Origin of the sequence: Bradyrhizobium sp. SZCCHNS3052 (genome assembly GCF_032484495.1) — a bacterium.
Classification (GTDB): domain Bacteria; phylum Pseudomonadota; class Alphaproteobacteria; order Rhizobiales; family Xanthobacteraceae; genus Bradyrhizobium.
On record NZ_JAUETB010000001.1, the window covers coordinates 1,476,511 to 1,496,510 of the forward strand.

At 66.0% G+C, this 20,000-nt stretch carries 16 protein-coding genes; 6 read left to right on the forward strand and 10 right to left on the reverse strand.

What is annotated here, in order from left to right; all coding sequences use genetic code 11:
• Window positions 1–15: 15 nt before the first annotated feature.
• The 4 genes from QX073_RS06810 to dusB all read right to left on the reverse strand — a co-directional run bounded on the left by QX073_RS06810 (window position 16) and on the right by dusB (window position 6,122).
• On the reverse strand, window positions 16–2,361 hold the full coding sequence (locus QX073_RS06810; RefSeq protein ID WP_315751121.1) for a PAS domain-containing sensor histidine kinase: 2,346 nt from the start codon (window positions 2,359–2,361) through the stop codon (window positions 16–18).
• Between the two features lie 171 nt (window positions 2,362–2,532).
• A complete protein-coding gene (gene ntrC, locus QX073_RS06815; protein WP_315711890.1) occupies window positions 2,533–3,975 on the reverse strand; it encodes a nitrogen regulation protein NR(I) in 1,443 nt (480 codons plus the stop codon).
• Window positions 3,976–3,984: 9 nt separating this feature from the next.
• Entirely contained in the window at window positions 3,985–5,172 is a 1,188-nt protein-coding gene (locus QX073_RS06820) for a nitrogen regulation protein NR(II) (protein ID WP_315751120.1), read from the reverse strand.
• Entirely contained in the window at window positions 5,169–6,122 is a 954-nt protein-coding gene (gene dusB / locus QX073_RS06825) for a tRNA dihydrouridine synthase DusB (RefSeq protein WP_315712620.1), read from the reverse strand. Before dusB ends, QX073_RS06820 begins: the two co-directional genes overlap by 4 nt.
• A 450-nt stretch (window positions 6,123–6,572) precedes the next feature.
• Between dusB and QX073_RS06830 the strand changes: the two genes are divergently transcribed.
• The 4 genes from QX073_RS06830 (at window position 6,573) to QX073_RS06845 (ending at window position 9,977) form a co-directional block, all read left to right on the forward strand.
• Window positions 6,573–7,754, forward strand: coding sequence for a bifunctional 2-C-methyl-D-erythritol 4-phosphate cytidylyltransferase/2-C-methyl-D-erythritol 2,4-cyclodiphosphate synthase (locus QX073_RS06830; RefSeq protein ID WP_316192953.1), 1,182 nt, complete (start codon window positions 6,573–6,575; stop codon window positions 7,752–7,754).
• A 66-nt stretch (window positions 7,755–7,820) separates the two neighbouring features.
• Entirely contained in the window at window positions 7,821–8,432 is a 612-nt protein-coding gene (locus QX073_RS06835; RefSeq protein ID WP_315711887.1) for a CinA family protein, read from the forward strand.
• A complete protein-coding gene (locus tag QX073_RS06840; RefSeq protein ID WP_315827593.1) occupies window positions 8,433–8,765 on the forward strand; it encodes a hypothetical protein in 333 nt (110 codons plus the stop codon).
• 324 nt (window positions 8,766–9,089) lie between these two features.
• On the forward strand, window positions 9,090–9,977 hold the full coding sequence (locus QX073_RS06845) for an alpha/beta hydrolase family protein (RefSeq protein ID WP_316225487.1): 888 nt from the start codon (window positions 9,090–9,092) through the stop codon (window positions 9,975–9,977).
• Window positions 9,978–10,013: 36 nt separating this feature from the next.
• On the opposite strand, the gene QX073_RS06850 is transcribed toward QX073_RS06845, so the two are convergent.
• Both QX073_RS06850 and QX073_RS06855 read right to left on the reverse strand, forming a co-directional pair.
• Window positions 10,014–10,361, reverse strand: a complete 348-nt coding sequence (locus tag QX073_RS06850) for a DUF1127 domain-containing protein (RefSeq protein WP_315827591.1) — start codon at window positions 10,359–10,361, stop codon at window positions 10,014–10,016.
• Between the two features lie 248 nt (window positions 10,362–10,609).
• A complete protein-coding gene (locus tag QX073_RS06855) occupies window positions 10,610–11,167 on the reverse strand; it encodes an HD domain-containing protein (protein WP_315751115.1) in 558 nt (185 codons plus the stop codon).
• An 861-nt stretch (window positions 11,168–12,028) separates the two neighbouring features.
• Between QX073_RS06855 and QX073_RS06860 the strand changes: the two genes are divergently transcribed.
• Entirely contained in the window at window positions 12,029–13,291 is a 1,263-nt protein-coding gene (locus QX073_RS06860; protein ID WP_315711879.1) for a methyl-accepting chemotaxis protein, read from the forward strand.
• Between the two features lie 374 nt (window positions 13,292–13,665).
• Here QX073_RS06860 and QX073_RS06865 read toward each other — a convergent pair whose 3' ends face one another.
• Window positions 13,666–14,139, reverse strand: a complete 474-nt coding sequence (locus QX073_RS06865) for a type II toxin-antitoxin system RatA family toxin (RefSeq protein WP_316225488.1) — start codon at window positions 14,137–14,139, stop codon at window positions 13,666–13,668.
• A gap of 10 nt (window positions 14,140–14,149) precedes the next feature.
• A complete protein-coding gene (gene lipA, locus QX073_RS06870; RefSeq protein WP_315751113.1) occupies window positions 14,150–15,109 on the reverse strand; it encodes a lipoyl synthase in 960 nt (319 codons plus the stop codon).
• A gap of 135 nt (window positions 15,110–15,244) precedes the next feature.
• Here lipA and QX073_RS06875 point away from each other — a divergent pair, with 135 nt between their 5' ends.
• A complete protein-coding gene (locus tag QX073_RS06875) occupies window positions 15,245–15,868 on the forward strand; it encodes a DNA-3-methyladenine glycosylase (protein WP_316225489.1) in 624 nt (207 codons plus the stop codon).
• Between the two features lie 108 nt (window positions 15,869–15,976).
• Here the strand turns inward: QX073_RS06875 and QX073_RS06880 are convergent, their stop codons facing one another.
• Entirely contained in the window at window positions 15,977–18,841 is a 2,865-nt protein-coding gene (locus QX073_RS06880; RefSeq protein ID WP_316225490.1) for a valine--tRNA ligase, read from the reverse strand.
• Between the two features lie 309 nt (window positions 18,842–19,150).
• Complete coding sequence (locus QX073_RS06885) at window positions 19,151–19,894, reverse strand: DUF2497 domain-containing protein (RefSeq protein ID WP_315711874.1); 744 nt, start codon at window positions 19,892–19,894, stop codon at window positions 19,151–19,153.
• Window positions 19,895–20,000: the final 106 nt, after the last annotated feature.

Below are 20,000 nucleotides of genomic sequence, written 5' to 3' on the forward strand. Positions count from 1 at the left end.
GTCACGCCTGTCTCGTCAGCTGCCGGTTGCGGCTTGGATTTTTGGTTCATCATTGGTCGTTTGAACCGTGTCAGCGGTTTCGCCGCCAACCTCGGTCTTCTGCGCATTGTCAGACGCCGCCGCCTGCTCCTTCGCGCCCGTCTTCGCGGCCTGGCCGGAGACGGCAAAGCGCAGCCGCATCCAGGCGCCGCGCTGGCCGGGACGGAAATCGGACGCGTCCTTCAGCTCGAGCTTGCCGCCATGGTCTTCCAGCACGCGGCCGACGATCGCGAGCCCGAGGCCGGTGCCCTTGGCGCGGGTCGTGACATAGGGCTCGAGCAGCCGCTGCCGCGCCACCTTCGGCAGGCCGATGCCATTGTCGATGACGTCGATCAGCACGTCCTCGCCCTCGCGCGAGGCGACCACGTCGATACGGCCCTTGCCGAGCTCCGCCTCTGGCACCACCTCGATCGCCTCGGTGGCGTTCTTGATGATGTTGGTCAGCGCCTGCGAGATCAGGCGGCGATCGAACTGCGCGCGCAAGGGGTCCTGCTTGATCTCGGTCTCGATGTCGATCTCGGGATGCGCGACCTTCATCAGGAACACGGCCTGCCGCACGGTGTCGGCGACGTCCTCGCCTTCCATCACCGGCTTCGGCATCCGCGCGAACCGCGAGAACTCGTCGACCATTCGCCTGATGTCGTCGACCTGCCGCACGATCGTCTCGGTACATTGCTCAAATATCGCCTTGTCCTCGGTGATGACCTTGCCGAATTTGCGGCGAATTCGCTCTGCGGACAGTTGAATTGGCGTCAGCGGATTCTTGATCTCATGCGCGATGCGCCGCGCGACGTCGCCCCAGGCCGAGGTGCGCTGCGCCGACACCAGCTCGGTGATGTCGTCGAGCGTGATGATGTAGCTGTCGCGCGCCTGGTTGGTCTGCTCGGCGGTGACGCGCACCGACAGATTGCGCTCGTGGCCGTCGCGCTGGATCGTGATCTGACCCTGCACCAGCCGCTGCTTGCCCTCGCGCGCGGTCTTCATCATGTCGTCGAGCTCGGGCAGCACGTCGGAGAGCGGATGATCGAGCACCTCCTGCTCGGCATGTCCGATCAGCTTCTCGGCCGAGCGGTTGAGGATGCCGACGCTGCCAGAGGCATCGACGCCGATGATGCCGGCGGAGGCCGACGACAGCACCGCCTCGATGAAGCGGCGCCGGCTGTCGATCAATTCGCTGGCGCTGACCAGCTCGTCGCGCTGGGTGCGCAGCTCCTGCGTCATCTTGTTGAAGGTCTGGCCGAGCTGGGCGAGATCGCCCTCCGAGCGATGCACCGGGACCTGGACGTTGAGATCGCCGGTCGACACGGTGTTGGCGGCATTCATCAATTGCCGGATCGGCGCCACCAGCCAGTTGGCGAAGTTCAGCCCGATCAGCACCGAGGCCATCAGGATGGTCAGCGCGATCACCGCGAACATCAGCGCGAAGGCGATCTGGATGCCGAAGCGGCGCGCCTCGACCTGGGCGTATTCGGCGACCGACAGCTCGGTCTGCTTGAGCTGCTCGACGACCTGCGGATCGAGCGGACGCGCGACGTAGAGGAAGGTGTCGTTGAATGCGCGCAGCCGGATCACCGCGGCGACGTAGTTCGACTCCGGCAGGACCGCGATCTCGGGCTCCTCCTCCCGGACATTGTTGAGGAACTCCGGCGCCGGCGGCGAATAGGCCAGTTGCACCCCGCCGGTCTCGGCCCAGACGATCGGGTTGGTGTTCTTGTCGATGATCATCGCGCCCGGCAGGTTGCGCGACGCGGCGCTGGTGGTGAGCAGCTCGCGGAAGCTGGCGCGGTCCTGGTCGAACAGCGGCCTGGCGCGTGCGATGTCGGTGGCCATGCCGATGATGTCGCCGCGGATGAACTGCGCGTGCTCCTGCATGTAGGCGCGCGCGATGGTCAGCGAGTTCTGGATCGCGACTTTCGCTGGTCCGGAGAACAGCCGGTCGAGGCCGCGATCGATGGTGACGTTGGCCGCCACGGCGACCAGCACCGCCGGCAGGACCGCGATCACCGAGAACAGGCTGACGATCTGGACGTGCAGCCGTGCCGCCGCCCGGCCGCGCCGGCGGGCCTGCACCACCTGCCAGACCTCGCGGATGATGATCCCGACCAGGACCAGGATCGTTCCGGCGTCGATCAGGTAGAAGGTCTTGACCACGTCGGTCGTGGGCTCGACCGGGGTCAGCCCGACCAGCACGATGAAGGTGAGGAAGGCCGACAGCAGCGCGAGCGCCACCGCCACCGGCGCCAGCCAGGTGCGCCAGGTCCAGCGCCGGCCCTCGGTGGACGACGAATCGAAGGGGGTGGCCGATGTCTCTGCGCTGGTCATTCCGGCAAGGTGATGCTGAACGCGGCACGTCCGGGAATCGGACTGATGCATTCCTACCACGCTGTTGCCAAATTGCGACAAATCCGCGGCGCCGGAGCGCGTCGCGGATTTGTCTACATTAATTCTCACCTGAGGCGGGTCCGAGCCCGCCGTAGAGGTATCAAATAACCGTCAAGCACCGCTGCGGTACACTTGAATGTCGAGGTCGCGGATCTTCTTGCGCAGCGTGTTGCGATTGAGGCCGAGCAGATCGGCGGCGCGGATCTGGTTGCCGCGCGTCGCCGCCAGCGCTGCCGTCAGCAGCGGAATCTCGATCTCCTTGAGGATGCGGTGGTACAGCCCCGGCGGCGGCACGCCGTTGGGAAATCCCTGGAAGTGCGAGGACAGATAGGCCTCCACGGCTCCGCCCAGATTGTCGATCGAGGTCGGCGTGTTCGAGCCGGTGGTCACCGCCGGCGGCGCCAGCTCGCCATCGATGACTGACGCCGTGATGACGTCCTGCGGATACAGGGCGGCCAAACGCCGGGCGAGATTCTCCAGCTCGCGGACATTGCCCGGCCAGCGGTGCTGCTTCAGCCGCTCGAGCGCCGCGGCATCGAGCTTCTTCGGCGGCAGGCCATCCTTCTCGGCCAGCGCGAAGAAATGCCGGACGAGATCCGGCAGGTCCTCGATGCGCTCGCGCAGCGGCGGCAGCCGCAGGGGCACGACGTTGAGGCGGAAGAACAGATCTTCCCGGAAAAGCCCCTGCTGGATCAGGATGCGCAGGTCCTTGTTGGAGGCGGCGACGATGCGCACATCGGTCTTGATCGGGGTGCGGCCGCCGACGGTGGTGTACTCGCCCTGCTGCAGCACGCGCAAAAGCCGCGTCTGCGCCTCCATCGGCATGTCGCCGATCTCGTCCAGGAACAAGGTGCCGCCCTCGGCCTGCTCGAAGCGGCCGGAGGCGCGGGTGTTGGCACCGGTGAAGGCGCCGCGCTCGTGCCCGAACAATTCCGACTCGATCAGGTCGCGCGGGATCGCCGCCATGTTGACCGCGACGAACGGCCCGTTGCGGCGCTTGCCGTAATCGTGCAGCGCGCGCGCCACCAGCTCCTTGCCGGTGCCGCTCTCGCCCGAGATCATCACCGTGAGATCGGTCTGCATCAGCCGCGCCAGCACGCGGTAGATGTCCTGCATCGCCGGCGAGCGGCCGACCAGCGGGATCGATTCGAACTCGCCGTCGTCGGGCTGGCTCGCCGCACGCTCCTTCGGCTCGGCCAAGGCACGGCCGACGATCGCGATCAGCTCCTTCAGGTCGAACGGCTTCGGCAGATACTCATAGGCGCCGCGCTCCGACGCCTTGATGGCGGTCATGAAGGTGTTCTGCGCGCTCATGACGATGACCGGCAGGTTCGGCCGCATCTTCTTGATCCGCGGCAGCAGGTCGAACGCGTTCTCGTCCGGCATCACCACGTCGGTGATGACGAGATCGCCCTCGCCCTGGCTCACCCAGCGCCACAGCGTCGCGGCATTGCCGGTCAGCCGCACCTCATAGCCGGCGCGTGACAGCGCCTGGTTCAGGACCGTGCGGATGGCCGTATCGTCGTCGGCAACGAGAATGCTACCTGCAGGCATAGGTGGTCCTCAATTTGATCCCTGTGAGGCATGCAACGGCGTCCCCGAAACGTCATCGCCATGGCTGTGATTTGGGCTTTGATCTGGTTGTTTGGTTGCGCTGTACATCGGCATCAGCACCCGGAAGGTCGTCTTGCGCGGCTGCGACTCGCACTCGATGATCCCGCCATGGTCGCCGACGATCTTCGCGACCAATGCAAGTCCGAGGCCGCTTCCGGTCGGCTTGGTGGTCACGAACGGATCGAACAGATTGGGCATCAGGTCTTCAGGCACGCCGGGGCCGTTGTCCCTGACGCAGAACTCCAGCGGCAGCGACACCCGCGACTTCTTGCCGGGCACCGACAGGCGCACACCCGGGCGGAACGCCGTGGTGAGCTGGATCTCCGCATCCGAGCCGAGATCGACGACCGCTTCCGCGGCATTCTTGACCAGGTTCAGGAACACCTGGATCAGTTGATCCTGGTTGGCGAGCACCGGCGGCAGCGACGGATCGTAGTCCTCGACGAAGCGGATGTTGCGGGCAAAGCCCGACTGCGCCAGCCGCTTCACGTGATCGAGCACGGAATGGATGTTCACGGGCCCGCGCGCCACCGGGCGGTCGTCGCCGAACACCTCCATGCGGTCGACCAAAGTGACGATGCGGTCGGCCTCGTCGCAGATCAGCCGGGTCAGCATGCGGTCCTCGGAGGAGGCCTGCTGCTCCAGGAGCTGCGCAGCGCCGCGGATGCCCGACAGCGGGTTCTTGATCTCGTGCGCGAGCATCGCGGCCAGTGCGATCACCGAGCGCGCGGCGCTGCGATGGGTGAGCTGGCGGTCCATCTTGTCGGCGATGGTGCGCTCCTGCAGCATGACCACGATATGGCCGGGCCGCTCCGGCAGCGGCGCGACGTGCAGGTCGACGAGCCGATCGGCGCCGGTGCGCGGCGTGCCCAGATCGACCTTGTACTCGTTGACCGGCGCGCTGGTGGTGCGGACCTGATCGATCAGCGCCAGCAGCGGAGAGCCGAACGGCACCAGCTTCTTCAGCGACTGCCGCTGCAGAAACTGGGTGGAGGAATCGAAGAACGATTCCGCCGCCATGTTGGCGTCCATGATCATGCCGTCCGGGCCGATGACGAGGACCGGATTCGGCAGGGCGTTGAGGATGGCGTCGCCATCCGATGGAAGTCGCTTGCGCTGTTCTGCGGCTGAGCTCATGCGGCTGCACTCCAGGCAAAATCGTCGAAGGCCTCACGCAGCGCCCGATGCACCAAGGACGGCTGCTCGGACGTCAGGATACGGTCGCGCCAGGCCTTCAGTTTTTCGGCCGGCGCTTGCGCGTGCTGGGCGGCGACGTCGAGCCCCCAACTGAGATGCTTGCGGGCGTGGCGCAGGCCGACACGCGCGCCATAGTGACGGCAGATCTCGTCATAGAGCGCGGTGAGAAGACCGAGCTGCTGCGCCAGCTCCGGCGCGCCCTCTTCCGCACCGCCCTCGAGTCGGCGGCCGATCTGGCCGGGCAGCCAGGGCTGGCCTTGCGCGCCGCGCCCGATCATCACGGCATCGGCGCCGGAGGCGTCGAGCGCCTCGCGCGCGTCCTCATAGCTGGTGATGTCGCCGTTGACGACGACCGGCAGATCGACGGCGTCCTTCACGGCGCGCACCGCGCTCCAGTCGGCTTCGCCCTTGTAGAACTGCTGCCGCGTACGGCCGTGCACGGTGATCAACTGCACGCCCGCGGCCTGCGCGCGGCGCGCCAGCTCCGGCGCATTCAGGCTGCGCTCGTCCCAGCCGAGCCGCATCTTCAGGGTCACGGGCACATCGACGGCCTCGACCGTCGCCTCGATCAGGGTCAGCGCATGATCGAGATCGCGCATCAGGGCCGAGCCGGACTGGCCGCCGGTCACGTGCCGCGCCGGGCAACCCATGTTGATGTCGATGATCTCGGCGCCGCCATCCTCGGCGACCTTCGCGCCCTCGGCCATCCAATGCGCCTCGCAGCCGGCGAGCTGCACCACATGCGGCCCGACGCCGCTCGCCTCGCAGCGCAACCGGGATATCCACCGCCCGCGCACGAGATCGTCGCTCGCAGTCATCTCGGACACCACCAGCCCGGCGCCGAGCTCGGCCGCGAGTCGGCGGAACGGCGCGTCGGTGATCCCCGACATCGGCGCGAGAATGGCCCGGTTGGCGAGCGAAACGTCGCCTATCTTCAAGGCTTTGGCTTGTGTATTGGCCGGACCGGTCACGAACGACTCTTAAAGCTCTTTGGACGCATCATCGCGTCTGCGCTGCACTCTCAAGCACAAATCTTGTGCAGTCAAGCGTCATGCCTACACTTTAGCCAAGACGATCGGCATTTCAAGTGCAGTGCAGCAAAATATGCTTGTTCGGCAGTCATGGTAAACCCGTGAGCCGCCGGATTTTTGCATGGCTCGGCAAGGTGCTCGCAGGCGGCAGGTGCGAGCGCCCCCCTCAACGCGCCAGCGGATCCCGGCGCTTGTGTCGCGATCGCAGGTGCCGTTCATGCGACGTGTGATCCTGCTCGCTTAACATCTTCTGCAGATGTAAGAAGCCGCGAACCCCATCATCCTCATCAGCATCGATACCCTGTTCCCATGACGACTTCTCAGCGGACTGCAGCCATTCTCGTCGCGGCCGGACGTGGCCTGCGCGCCGGCGCCGGCGGTCCGAAGCAATATCGCATGATCGGCGGCCGCACGGTCATCCATCGCGCGCTCGCCGCCTTCGCCGATCACCCCGAGGTGGCGGTGGTCCAGCCGGTGGTGAACCCCGACGACATCGACATCTTCAACACAGCCGTCTTCGGCCTGCGCCACGAGGCCCCAGCGCATGGCGGTGCGACGCGACAGGCCTCGGTGCTCGCGGGCCTGGAAGCGCTGGCGCTGCACAAGCCCGACATCGTGCTGATCCACGATGCCGCGCGTCCGTTCGTCACGCCCGCCGTGATCTCGCGCGCGATTCGAGCGGCCGGCAAGACCGGTGCGGCGATTCCCGTGGTGCCGGTCACCGACACCATCAAGGAAGTCGGCACGGGCGGCGACATCACCGCGACACCGGAGCGCGCGAAGCTGCGCATCGCCCAGACGCCGCAGACCTTCAAGTTCGACACGATCCTGGAGGCACACCGCCGCGCCGCGCGCGACGGCCTCACCGAGTTCACAGATGATGCGGCGATCGCCGAATGGGCGGGATTGACCGTCGCGACCTTTGAGGGCGATGTTTCCAACATGAAGCTCACCACACCGGAAGATTTCGTGCGCGAGGAAGCGCGCCTTGCCGCGCAGCTCGGCGACATCCGGACCGGCACCGGCTACGACGTCCACGCCTTCGGCGAAGGCGACCATGTCTGGCTGTGCGGCCTGCGCGTGCCGCATAGCAAGGGGTTCCTTGCCCACTCCGACGGCGACGTCGGTCTGCACGCTCTGGTTGATGCAATTTTGGGCGCCCTGGCCGATGGCGACATCGGCTCGCACTTCCCACCCTCCGACATGAAGTGGAAAGGCGCCGCATCCGACCAGTTCTTGAAATACGCCATCGAGCGCGTGACCGCGCGCGGCGGCCGCGTCGCCAATCTCGAGGTCACGATGATCTGCGAGCGCCCGAAGATCGGCCCGCTGCGCGACCAGATGCGCGCCCGCATCGCCGAGATCACCGGCGTCGACATCTCGCGCATCGCGGTCAAGGCCACCACCAGCGAGCGGCTCGGCTTCACCGGCCGCGAGGAAGGCATCGCAGCGACGGCGAGCGCAACGATCCGTCTGCCGTGGAGCGCCTAGAGGCGCACCACCCTGTCACCGCTCATGGAGCTTTCGATCTGACGGTCGGATGAGGACAACGCAGCCATGGCCAGCGAACGTCAAATCGGCTCTACCAGCGCGCTGGCCCGCTCGCTGCTCGACCTCTGCCGGTCGCGCAAGCTGATGATCGCGACCGCCGAGTCCTGCACCGGCGGCCTGGTCGCCGCGGCCCTGACCGACATCCCCGGCTCCTCTGATGTCATCGACCGCGGCTTCGTCACCTACTCGAACGAGGCCAAGCGCGCGATGCTCGGCGTCGAGGCTTCGACGCTGCAGACCTTCGGCGCCGTCTCCAAGGAGACCGCGATCCAGATGGCCGTCGGCGCCCTGGAGCGCGCCGACGTCGACCTCGCCGTCGCCATCACCGGCATCGCCGGCCCCGGCGGCGCCACCCCCGGCAAGCCGGTCGGCCTGGTCCATTTCGCCGTCGCCGCCCGCGACGGCCGCATCACCCACCGCGAACACCGCTTCGGCGCCATCGGCCGCAGCACCGTGCGCACGCGCTCGGTGCTGGAAGCCCTGCGCCTGCTGATGGAGCTGGCGCGGCCACAGGTCGCTGCCAAGCCGAAACGCGCGGCGGCGACGCGACTACGTCCGCGCGTGGCCCGCACGCCGCGGCTGCATCCGGTCAAGCGGCCGAGGCGGCCCCGGACGTAGTTGGAAGTGACGCGCGCGGCTCTCGCCGCATCGTCATCGCGGGCGCAGCGACGCGATCCAGTTCTACCGACCTGCATCGTCGAGCTGGTGCTCCTGACGGATCGATCGCGAACCGAACCGCGGCTGGAATTGCGCTTCATCGGCGCGGTCGAGGTCAGGATCGGACACCTGGACCGCATGGACGGTTTCCGTCTGGACGTCAGGGACATCGGTCATTGGCAGCAGGAGAGAATACGCTTCGAGGTGGTCGATGACGAATCGCAGTTGCTATCTCTGCAATGTGCCGATTTTGAATTCCTCCTGATCGGTTACGCTGAAGGCACGATCAATTGAGCATCGAAAGTGCGCCTCGCAATGATGATAAACGGAGAGTTGCGGCACGATCTCGAAAGCGTGATTTAACAATGTTGTCATGAATCAAGCTTGGGCTGGCGTTGAACCGTCAAGGACATCGCGACGACGGACGCGAAGCGCTCCTGACAGCATGACAAGCTCGCTAGACCATCGCGCACCGCGAACTTGATCGACGCAACCCCCGCGAGAGCGCGCCGAGCTACATGTCAGGAGGAGATCATATTGCTAGACCGCACATTCGCTGCCCTCTCGTTCGTCCTCCTGCTCCTGACCTCCTCCGCCCAAGCCGCTGGCTTGCAGCTCTTGGAGGTCGATCACGGATTCCACGGCATCATCTGGACGCCTTGCGCCGCAGACGCCGGTAGCGTGCCGGTTGGAAGCCTCGCGATCCCAGGGCTGGAGACACTGCCCGGGGTAAAGAATTGTCCAATCAATGGCAAGAAGCTGCCATTGGTCGTCATGTCCCACGGTCGCGGCGGCTGGATCGGTGGAAACCACGATGTTGCGGAAGCGCTGGCGGACGCGGGATTCATCGTCGCGGCGATCAACCATCCCGGCGACAGTGTCGGTGACCTGGCGCAGCGCGACAGCCTGTCGGTCTGGCTCTCACGGCCGCAGGACATCATGCATCTGATCGATTTCATGTTGAACGATTGGACAAGCAGAGCCGCGATTGATCCGGACCGGATCGGCTTCTTCGGCTTTTCGCGCGGTGGCTACACCGGAACCGTTCTCGCCGGCGTCGACCCGGACTTTCAAAGGGTGGCGCACTACTGCACGCAACAGAACCCGTTCTGCGAGCAGGTCCGCAATGGCGAGTTTCCCAGAAGTTGGCCGCACGACGAGAGGATCAAGGCGGCCGTGCTGGCCGACGCCGCCCACACGGTCGGATTCACGCGAGCAAATCTCGCGAGCATCAAGATTCCCCTCCAGGTCTGGCGCTCGGAGCTCGGCGGCAACGGGGTCGATCCGGAAGGGACCGCCCGCGTAACCGCGAGCCTTCCCGGCACGCCCGAGGTCCACACCGTGTCCGCCGCGCATTTTGCTTTCCTCGCGCCGTGCTCCGCGGAGCTCGCGGCCGCCGTCCCGCGCATCTGTGCTGATACGCCTGCGGATTTCGACCGCGCGGCGTTTCACCGAGAGTTTGACGCCCAGGTCGTCAGGTTCTTCTCCGAGAAGCTGGGCAAGTAGGATCCGTGGCAGAACCTGCGTTCCGCCGCGTCGCTCTCAAGCGCGCCAGAACGGGCGCCGGCACAGCCGCCGCGCCTCGTCGCGTGTCAGGCCGTAGTCCTGCAGCACCTCGTCGGCGATCCGCGGCAACTCCCGGGCAAAGCGGCGGCGCTCGCGCCAGCGCTCCCACCAGAGCCGCAACAATGACGCGGGCTTGAGGTCGGCGAAGCTTTGATGGGGAGCCGGTGGCGCCAAGTAGTAGATCTTGGCGCCCGGCCTGGGCGAGATGGGATGGCGCGACAAGGGATCACGACCGAGCGCGCAGAGCCCCGGCGATCGCGAGGCGCCGCGGAGCATACGCTCCTCGATGGCGATGACCCTCGGATCGTCGGTCGTGCTCGGCATGGCGGGCTCCCCTTCAAATGAAGAACCTGCCGGCAACAAAAAAGCCGCCAGGTCCCTGGCGGCTGTTCGGATCAAATGCTGCAAATCGTCAGATTGAGCGCGATCCTCCCGCCGCCAGCGAGCTACGGTGCGTGATGCGACCAAAACGATGGGTGGCGGCGGTGATCATGGCCGGCTCTATAGCCGATCCATCTGAGGTTGTCATCCATCGAATGGATGCGAGGCCGAGCGGCCTCCCCCAAATTTGCTCAGGACGGAAAAGCACCGACGGTCCGCGCAAGTTGCCGCGCCAACGGTCCAGGCAGAGCCTCATCGAAAATCCGGCTCAGCGTGCGGTAATACCAGATCGTGCCATCCCTTCCACCGGTGAAGCGTTGCCACACGACGTCGCCGACCTCATCAAGGTCGCTCGCGATCGCTTCCGCGTTGTCAACCTTGTCAGCGAGCGAGACCAGCAGCGATGACACCGGCTTGAGCGGCAGCCGGGCGAGATAGGCTTCCTTCCGCGGGCGCCATTCGGGTTTCGGATCGACCCAGGAATCCGTGCAGTCCGCGACGATCCCGGCGACGCCATCGCCAAAACGCCGGCGGATCTCATCCAGCGTGGCCTGCCCGCCCTGGTCCTCGGCGGCGTCATGCAACAGGCCCGCGATAGCCTGCACCTCGCTGCCGCCCGCCGACAGCACGCGGCTGGAGACGCTCAGCAGATGCGCGATGTAGGGTACGTTGCTACCCTTTCTCAATTGGGTTCGGTGCAGCCTTGTCGCATAGACGAGCGCTTCGTCGTAGAGATGAGAGAGTGACATTGCTTGCTTTCTTCTCTGGCTGACGCAGGGTCAGACCGATGGTTCGTCGTTGGTCATTATCGGCATTGTTCCAATCATTGGGCACCACGTCGAGCATCATCCTAGCCGACCCGTCGGGCAAATCAGCTGGCGTGCGGAATAGCGAAGAGCCCGTATCCGGTGCCTTGCTGCGATCAAAGCGCATCGCGAGGGCGTGCGCCAAGACACTGATTTCCTCAATCCGTTCAATGTCCGACTCACTGTCCAGTCCTACCGACGAAAATATTGCCGTTTCTATTTTCCAGAACTCGTGTTTCCCTCCCCTCATCCCGCCTCGACACGAGGGGCGTATCGCGATCGTCACGACACGCGAGGTGGGAAGGCGATGGCCGCCGAGGGGCCGCAGCGCGTCTTGGACGTGCGGACGAACGGCTCTTGGCGGACGTGAAGTCGCAGCGTCCTGACACCCCGAAGCTGGTGTCACGCCGGTGGAGATGATGATCCGCCGGTCACGGGGGCAAAACAACCGGTCCCCGGGGAGACTGCGTATAAGCGTGAAGACCATCGCGCGGGGAATGCCGGGATGTCTCGGCTGCACCTGTGGTACCTGCCGCCTGCATTTATTTCGCAGGCGGGCCATGGGGGCGGCGAGCTCCCGGCACTCCCCGCGCCCTCGTGATCTCAGAGGGTTCGTTGACAGCCAGAGCCCGGGCGCGGTGGCGCCGCGGAGGTTGCGGCTGCTCGTCCGCTGGATGCCGTCCCTCACCAGCCGGATCGCGATCCGCCGACGATTATCGCTCGCGCCGCCACGGCTAAAGGTTTTGGTTAATTTTGTCCTGCTACGTCTCGCGCATTCTTCTCTGACAGTGGATTCGGGACCCCATGGCTTTCTTCTCCGGCAAGTCGGCTGATCGCACGCATAACCTCCTGATGACGGAGCTGTTCGAACGTCATCGCGACGCCATCCTGGTGATGTCCGACGGCAAGATCATCGCCTGCAACGAGACCGCGGTCCGATTCGGCGGCTTCCGCAGCAAGCAGGACCTGCTGTCGCGTTCGCCGGCGACCATGGCGCCGGAGTTCCAGCCCGATGGCAAGCGCTCCGCCGACGTGGTGCGCGAGATGGATGCCAAGGCCAGGCGCGAAGGCCACGCGACGTTCGAGTGGACCACCAAGCGCGCCGACGGCAGCCCGGCGCTGGTCCAGATCACGCTGGTGCCGACCCAGGTCGAGGGCCAGACCTACGTCATGAGCTTCCGCCGCGATCTCTCCGACCTTGTCGCCGCACGCGAGGAGAAGAAGCGCGCGCTCGACCGGATCGCCAAGGATTTCGAGACCTCGGTCGGCGCCATCGCCAATGCGATCTCCGGCGCCTCGCGCGAGGTCGAGACCACGGCGGCCTCGCTGACGACGACCGCGGATCAGGCCGCGCAACGCGTGGCGCTGGTGGCGTCGGCGTCGAACTCCGCCTCCTCCAACGTGCAGTCGGTGGCCGGCGCCACCGAGGAGCTGTCGACCTCGGTCAGCGAGATCAACCGCCAGGTCGCGACCTCCTCGACCATCGCCGCCGAGGCGGTCGAGGCGTCCTCGCGCACCAACGACCTCGTCAACAGCCTGGCGGACGCGGCGGCCAAGATCGGCGCGGTCACCGACATGATCAACGCGATCGCGAGCCAGACCAACCTGCTGGCGCTGAACGCGACGATCGAGGCGGCACGCGCCGGCGATGCCGGCCGCGGCTTCGCCGTCGTGGCCTCGGAGGTGAAGAGCCTGTCGAGCCAGACCGCCAAGGCGACCGACGAGATCAGCGCGCACATCAGCGCGATGCAGCGCGCCACCAGCGACACCGTGGCTGCGATCCAGGGCATCGGCGGCACCATCGGCCAGATCAGCGAGATCGCCAAGACCATTGCGACCGCGGTCGACCAGCAGGGCCACGCGACGCAGGAGATCGCCCGCTCGGTCAGCCAGGCCGCCAGCGGCACCCGCGAGGTCGCCACCAACATCGGCTCGGTCAGCCAGACGGTGGAATCGGCCGGCGGCGCAGCGCGGCAGATGCTGGGTGCAGCTGGCCAGCTCGCCAAGCACGCCGACGAGCTGCGCGGCAAGGTGAAGGACTTTTTGACCGCCGTGCAGGCGGCGTAGGTTTCGGTCGCGGCTCGACGTGTCCGCGATCAGAACGGCTCCGCGGCGATGTCGCGGAGCAGCTGTTTGAAGCGTGGATAGGATTTTGAAGCCAAGTTGCGCTGGCCACGGCTTCGTGGGTGCAACTTGCTGTGAGTTGGCAGGCCGCCAGCCTCACCCTCCGCTGTCATCCCGGGCAAGCCGCAGCGGCGCAACGCGCCGCGGAGGCGCCGACCCGGGATCCATACGCCGCAGCAGATGTGGTGAGACGAGCTCGGAGTTACCTGCCTGCCGCCACAAGCAGTCCTGTGGTTATGGATCCCCGCTTTCGCGGGGATGACGACGGAGGGTGAGGCGCCCTCTATCGTCTACCACTGGAAGACATGGAGAAAGACTTACGTCGACGACACCGCTGGCTTGCGGCCGTAGATCGCATCGGCGCGCTTTTCGAACGCCGCCGACATGCGCGCGAAGATGGTGTCGAACATCGAGCCCATCAGCATCGCCAGCATACGGCTCTTGAACTCATAGGCGATGAAGAACGTCACCTCGCAGGCGCCCTGCTCGCGGGGCTCGAAGCTCCAGCGGTTTTCCAGGCTGGAGAACGGCCCGCTGACATACTCGACCAGGATGTTGCGCTTGGCCCGATCCAGCGTAACCCGGCTGGTGAAGGTCTCCTTCACGAGCTTGAACGACACCGTCATGTCGGCGACGACGACCTCGATGCCGTCAGGTTTCTGGCTGCGCTGGCGCACCACCAGCTTCTCGCACAGCGGCACGAACTCCGGATAGCGCTCGACATCGGCGACGAGGTCGAACATCTGCTCGGCCGTGTGCGGCACGCGCCGCTTGTTGGAAAATCTCGGCATCTCGTCTCGATCAGCGCGCCATGGCTTCGCGCGCGGCCTTCAGCTTGGCGAAATCCTCGCCGGCGTGGTGCGAGGAGCGCGTGAGCGGGCTCGCCGACACCATCAGGAAACCCTTGGTGTAGGCGACGGTCTCATAGCCGGAGAACTCCTCCGGCGTGACGAAGCGCATCACGGCGTGGTGCTTCCTCGTCGGCTGCAGATACTGCCCGATGGTGAGGAAATCGACCTCGGCCGAGCGGAGGTCGTCCATCACCTGCAGCACCTCGTGGCGCTCCTCGCCGAGGCCGACCATGATGCCGGACTTGGTGAAGATGGTGGGATCGATCTCCTTGACCCGCTGCAGCAGCCGGATCGAGTGGAAGTAGCGCGCGCCGGGCCGAACCGAGAGGTAGCGCGATGGCACGGTCTCGAGATTGTGGTTGAAGACGTCGGGCTTGGCGGCGACGACCTGCTCCAGCGCGCCGTCCTTGCGCAGGAAGTCTGGCGTCAGCACCTCGATCGTGGTGGTCGGACATTTCGCGCGGATGGCGCGGATGGTCGCGGCGATATGGCCGGCTCCGCCGTCGGCGAGATCGTCGCGGTCGACCGAGGTGACGACGACATGGGCGAGGCCGAGCTTGAAGGTCGCCTCCGCGACGTGCTCCGGCTCGCCGGCGTCGAGCGCCTCGGGCAGGCCGGTCTTGACGTTGCAGAAGGCGCAGGCCCGCGTGCAGGTGTCGCCCATGATCATGAAGGTGGCGTGCTTCTTGTCCCAGCACTCGCCGATATTCGGGCAGCCGGCCTCCTCGCATACGGTGACGAGGCCGTTCTCGCGCACGATGTTGCGGGTGTCGGCGTAGCCGCGGGTGGTCGGCGCCTTGACGCGGATCCAGGCAGGCTTCGCCGGCGAGATCGAGTCCGGCCGGTTCGCCTTCTCGGGGTGGCGGGGGCGCAGCGGCGTGTTCGCGTTGATGTCGACGATGGTGACCATGGGATTCGCACAAACCTCTGTTGCGCCCTAGCTATTCCGTGCCGCGGCGCGCCGCAACCGGCTGGCCGAGGATACCAGGGCATGGCAGATATGGGCAGCGCGGAACAGCGCTCAGCACGGCGGATTTCCTTGAGAATGGCGCAAAAACCGGCAAAAGCCCCCGGGGTTTCACGGCCCCGGCGCAATGCTACGGCCAAGCGGCTGACGCGGGCGTTCTTCGCCCGCGAGGTGCTCGCGGTGGCGCCGGAGCTGATCGGGGCGACCTTTCTGGTCGACGGCGTCGGCGGGACCATCGTCGAGGTCGAGGCCTATCACCACACCGACCCCGCGGCGCATTCGTTCCGGGGCCCGACACCGCGCAACCAGGTGATGTTCGGCCCGCCCGGTTTCGCCTACGTCTACCGCTCCTACGGCATTCACTGGTGCATGAACTTCGTCTGCGAGGTGGAGGGCTCGGCGAGCGCGGTCCTGATCCGGGCGATCGAGCCGACCTTCGGGATCGACGAGATGCGGCGGCGGCGCGGGCTGGAGGATGTCAAGGCACTATGCTCGGGGCCGGGCAAGCTGACCGAGGCGATGGGGATCACGATCGCCCATAATGGCCTGGCGCTGGATGCTCTACCGATCGAGCTGTTCGCCCGACCTGAGGATGTAGAGATCGTCACCGGCGTCCGCATCGGCATCACCAAGGCGGTCGAGCTGCCGTGGCGGTTCGGGCTCAAGGGCTCTAGGTTCGTGAGCAAGCGGTTTCCGCGCTAAGCCGCCGGCCGTCGTTCCGGGATGGTCCGAAGGACCAGACCCGGAATCTCGAGATTCCAGGTTCGATGCTTCGCATCGCCCCGGAATGACGAAGGAGAGAGGACGACGTCACGCGCCCTGAAGCCGCGACAACGCCTCCTGGAACTTGGCCTTGCGCGCCAGCGCCGCCTCGCGCTTTTCCTTCTCCTCCTCGACCAGTTCCTCGGGCGCGTTGGCGACGAACTTCTCGTTGCCGAGCTTCTTGTCGACGCGCTCGATATCGGCCTCGGCCTTGGCGATTTCCTTTCCAAGGCGGGTGCGCTCGGCGGCGAGATCGACGACGCCCTTGAGCGGCAGCGCGGCGACCTCGCCGCGCACGACGAGCTGGGCGGAGCCTTCGGGCGCCGTATCGGCGAAGGAGATGTCGGAGAGACGCGCAAGGCGCTTGATGACCTCGCTCCAGCGCGGTGCGCGCTCCCTCGTCTCGGCGGAGGCACCGACGAGCGCGAGCGGCATCAGAGTCGCCGGCGGGATGTTCATCTCGGCGCGGACCGAGCGGATGGACGTGACGAGATCGACCACCCAGCCGATCTCGGCCTCGGCCGCCTCGTCCTTGAAGCTGGCGGCGTCGAACGAGACCAGCAGCGGCGGCACCAGGGGGTCGCCGAAGCTGGCGGCCGACAGCGCGGCGATCTCGGCGACCGTCGGCCTGTCGGTGCGGTGCGGCCAGGGTGACAGGGTCAGCAGACCGTCGCGCTTGGCGGTCGACTCCCACAGCGCCTCGGTGATGAAAGGCATGAAGGGATGCAGGAGCTTGAGGATCTCGTCGCGCGCCCAGGCCACCATCGCGCGGGTCTCGGCCTTGGCGGGGCCGTCCTCGCCGAGCAGGGTCGGCTTGGAGAGCTCGACATACCAGTCGCAATAGACGTCCCAGACGAAGCGGTAGATCGCATTGGCCGCGTCGTTGAAGCGATACGCCTCCAGCGCCTCGGTGACCTCGCGCGTGGCGGCGGCCGCCTCATGGGCGATCCAGCGGTTCAGCGTCTCCTTGGCGGAGCCCGGATCGAAGCCGTCCGGCACGGTGCAACCGTTCATCTCGGCGAAGCGGCTGGCGTTCCAAAGCTTGTTGGCGAACTTGCGGTAGCCGTCGACGCGCTGGGTCGACAGCTTGATGTCGCGACCTTGCGCGGCCATCGCGGCCAGCGTGAAGCGCAGCGCGTCGGCGCCGTGCTCGTCGATCAGCGCGAGCGGATCGATGACGTTGCCTTTCGACTTCGACATCTTGGCGCCCTTCTCGTCGCGGACGAGCGCATGGATGTAGACGGTCGAGAACGGCACCTCCTTCATGAAGTGGATGCCCATCATCATCATGCGGGCGACCCAGAAGAAGATGATGTCGAAGCCGGTGACCAGCACGTTGGTCGGGTAGTAGCGCTTCACCTCCGGCGTGGCGTCGGGCCAGCCGAGCGTCGAGAACGGCCACAGCGCCGAGGAGAACCAGGTGTCGAGCACGTCCTCGTCACGTGTGATGAAGCCGTCGCGCTTGTTGCGGTCGAGCGCCATCTCCCGCCCCTGCTCGGCCGTGATGACCTCCTGCTCGACGTAGTAGCCGAGTGCGTTGGACACCGCCTCTTCCTCGGTCTCGGCGACAAACACCTTGCCGTCGGGCCCGTACCAGGCCGGGATCTGGTGGCCCCACCACAGCTGGCGCGAAATGCACCAGGGCTGGATGTTCTCCATCCAGTCGAAATAGGTCTTCTCCCAGTTGCGCGGCACGAACGTCGTCGCGCCCGACCTGACGGCCGCGATCGCCGGCTGCGCCAGGGTCTTGGCGTCGACATACCACTGGTCGGTCAGATATGGCTCGATCACGACACCGGAGCGGTCGCCATGCGGCACCATGTGCGTGTTCGGCTCGACGCGCTCGAGGAAGCCGAAGGACTCCAGCCGCTCCAGGATCTTCTTGCGCGCAGCAAAGCGCTCGATGCCGTGGAACTCCCTGGCAAACTCCTCGGAGCCCTCAGGCAGGCCGCGCAGATAGTCCTCGTTGTCGACCAGCGCGATGCAGCCCTCGCGGTCGAGAATGCTGATCTGCGGCAGGCCATGGCGGCGGCCGACCTCGAAGTCGTTGAAGTCGTGCGCCGGCGTGATCTTGACGGCTCCGGTGCCCTTCTCCGGATCGGAATAGGTGTCGGCAACGATCGGGATCTCACGCCCGACCAGCGGCAGGATCACGCGCTTGCCGACGAGGTGCTGATAGCGCTCGTCGTCCGGATGCACCGCGACCGCGCTGTCGCCAAGCATGGTCTCGGGACGCGTGGTCGCGACCACGATGAAACTCGTGGGATCCTCGGGGCTGAACGTCGTCCCTTCGATCGGATAGCGCAGGTACCAGAGATTGCCCTTGACCTCGATCTGCTGGACTTCGAGATCGGAGATCGCGGTCAGCAGCTTCGGGTCCCAGTTGACCAGCCGCTTGTCCTTGTAGATCAGGCCCGTACGGTGCAACTCGACGAACACCTTCACGACGGCCTTGGACAGACCCTCGTCCATGGTGAACCGCTCGCGACCCCAGTCGCAGGAAGCGCCGAGGCGTTTGAGCTGGTTGATGATGGTGCCGCCGCTCTCGTCCTTCCACTGCCAGACGCGCGCGAGGAACTTTTCGCGGCCCATCTCGCGGCGGCCGGGCTGCTGGCGCTCCATCAGCTGACGCTCGACCACCATCTGGGTGGCGATGCCGGCATGGTCGGTGCCCGGCTGCCACAGCACGTCGCGGCCCCGCATGCGCTCGAACCGGCACAGGATGTCCTGCAGCGTGTTGTTGAGCGCGTGCCCCATGTGCAGCGAGCCGGTCACGTTCGGCGGCGGGATCACGATGGTGAAGGGATCCGCATTGCGCCGATCGGGGCGACCGGCGGAGAACGCGCGGGCATCCTCCCAGACCAGGGACATGCGACCTTCGAGATCGGTGGGCTGATAATTCTTATCGATCATGGCATTTCCAGCGGCGCGGGGCCGGCTGTCCAATTCGGGATGTCGCGGAACTCGTCCGGGCCTTTTGTGACACGACCTGAAAAAGCTCGCGCAAGCTGTTGGTGCTTGGGCTGTTTTCGGACTGATGCCCGACCGCGGACCGCGCTCCCGGAAGAGCCCTCTCGATCCGTCCGGCAGGGATCAGCTTGACAGGGCTAGAAAGCCGCCGCGGCGCGCCAAGTCAACAGCAGCGGCGAACATTGACGGATAGCGTCTACCGCCCGCCGCGGCTCACTCCAGAACGGAACGCGAGATCGTGCCGTCTCGGCGTCAGCGGCCGCGCGAGACGCGCTCGATCTCGGCCTTGACGATGCGCTCCACCAGGGCCGGAAGATTGTCATCCAGCCACGATTTCAGCATCGGACGCAGCATCTCCTTGACGAGGTCCTCGAGCGTCCGGGCGTTGTTGCTCAGCACCGTATTGGCCAGCGCGTTGAACGCCGATTCGACGGCGTTCACCGTCGATGGGGCCAGGATCGGCTGCTTCGGTGTGACTTGCTCAAACGCGGACTCGAAGCTGGCAGCCTTCTGATTGAGCCGCCCGGCCTCGATGAACTCGATATCGTCCCGCGGATCCACCTTTCGGAAGGATGCCGCGGCGGGGGCTGGCGCTGGAGCGGGAGTCGGTGGGGCCACTGCCATGTCGTCCGTCAACTCGAGTACTTCAGGTTCGGGCTCGGGTTCTGCCGGCCGGACCTCTGCAACCGGAGTCGTTTCATCCAAACCCGCCAGCAATGCGTCAATGTCATCCTGGTTGTTGCTTGCGGACGCCGCCGGCGGCGCGGGAGGCGGAGGTGCGGGCTTGGCGGGAGCCGCAGCAGCGATCTTCGAAGGTGGGATGTCGTTCATTACCGGCTTCGCAGCCGGGGCCGCCGGCTTCTCGGCCTTGACCGGCTCCGGCGCGGCGGCCTTGTCTGCCGCCGGCGGCTTACCCTCGTCGTCGGCAATGATACGCCGGATCGACGCCAGAATCTCCTCCATGGAGGGTTCTTGGACCTTCGCAGGCTGCGTCATTTCCGACTCCAAATCAGCAACGCTGCCGCACGAACCGGCTCAGCGCAAAAGTCCCGGGCGCCGGATCCAAGTGGCTTGGAGTTCTCAACGGGCATGCCAACTTGTC